Source organism: Dactylosporangium maewongense, assembly GCF_039531485.1.
Classification (GTDB): Bacteria; Actinomycetota; Actinomycetes; order Mycobacteriales; family Micromonosporaceae; genus Dactylosporangium; species Dactylosporangium maewongense.
Window position 1 is genome coordinate 1 of the sequence record NZ_BAAAQD010000089.1, and the last position, 1,379, is coordinate 1,379.

The 1,379-nt window shown below is 67.3% G+C and carries 1 protein-coding gene; it reads right to left on the reverse strand.

Features of this window, described 5'->3' with window-relative positions; translation table 11 throughout:
• Window positions 1-80 precede the first annotated feature (80 nt).
• The gene (locus tag ABD332_RS59815; protein WP_425552475.1) at window positions 81-1,271 is read right to left on the reverse strand and encodes an IS701 family transposase; all 1,191 of its coding nucleotides are present in this window, start codon (window positions 1,269-1,271) and stop codon (window positions 81-83) included.
• Window positions 1,272-1,379 lie beyond the last annotated feature (108 nt).

Below are 1,379 nucleotides of genomic sequence, written 5' to 3' on the forward strand. Positions count from 1 at the left end.
TACTGCAACGGCGGGTCGTGTCTTACGGCGGTTCGAGTCGTTTGCGGTAGTGAGCGGCTCGGGCCTGCGCTTGTCGGCGTCTACGCCACTGCGACCAGTGCAGGATGTGACTGGTGTGGTGCTGGACGGCCGAGACCAGTCGGGTGAACAGGCGACGTATCTCGTTGCTGCTCAACGGAATCAGCATGTCTGGTCCGGGCTCGGTCCCCCCGCGCCTGCTCGGCGGCGCGGGTGATGACCAGGAACGCCGCTGCGGCCATGGCCAGGGTGATGTGGGCATACCAGGCGTCGTAGCGGCGGACCTGGTACTGGTCCAGGCCGGTCTCGTTCTTCGCGGTCTGGAACGATTCCTCCACTGCCCACCTGGCGCCGGCGGTGGCGACCAGGACGCGGAGCCGGGTGCCGCGCGGCCCGAAACAGCGGTAGTAGGCCACCTCCCCGGTGCTGATGTTGCGCCGTGCGAGGACCCAGCCGCGGCGGCCGTGCGGGAACTGCTGCCGGATCGGCGTGGCGACCCAGTCGTAGACGCGGGGCCCGTGTGCGCCGTCGCCGCAGGACATCCGTGTCCACGCGCCGGCCCGCACCTTGGCGATGAGCTCGTCCACGCGCGTGGTGGTGCGCAGCCCGGAGGGCACCTCATCGTCGCAGCGGGTGGCCATCACATAGGCGATGTCCTGCTGTTCGCACCAGGTACGCAGGCCCGGGTTCTGCCCGTAGGCCTCATCCGCGGTGAACCAGGCGAACGGCACTCCCGCTGCCACAGCCCGCTGCAACATCGTCTGCGCCTGCTGCGGTTTGGTCGCGAACTCGACCTCATCGGGCACTTTCGCCTTACGGCAGCGGTCCCGATCGCTGGTCCAGGCCTTCGGCAGGTACAACTCCCGGTCGATCAACGCCCGTCCCGCTGGACTGGTATACGCCAGGAACACTCCGATCTGGCAGTTGTCGACCTTGCCGCTGGTACCGGTGTACTGCCGCTGCACTCCCGCCGAGGCCTTGCCCTTCTTGACGAATCCGGTCTCGTCGGCGATCAGCACCCCACGCGGGTCGCCGATCGCCGCGAGGACACCCGAGCGGACCTCGTCACGGACCGCCTCACGGTCGAAACACGGACTGCACAACAACCCCTGCATCGCGTCCGGGGACCGGTCACCGGCCTGCTCAGCAAGCGTCCAGCCGTTACGCCGCTCGATCGGCGCCATCAACCCACGCAGATACTTCAACGCCCGCCACCGAATATCCGCCCGACTGAACCAGTGCGAGAACCCCAGGAAGTACTCCCGAAAATCTTCGTCCCAGCCCTCGACCTGCTCAACCGTCACCACACCCGGCAAACGACCCAGAACCAGACGAGGTAGCGACCCGCCGTTGCAGTACTA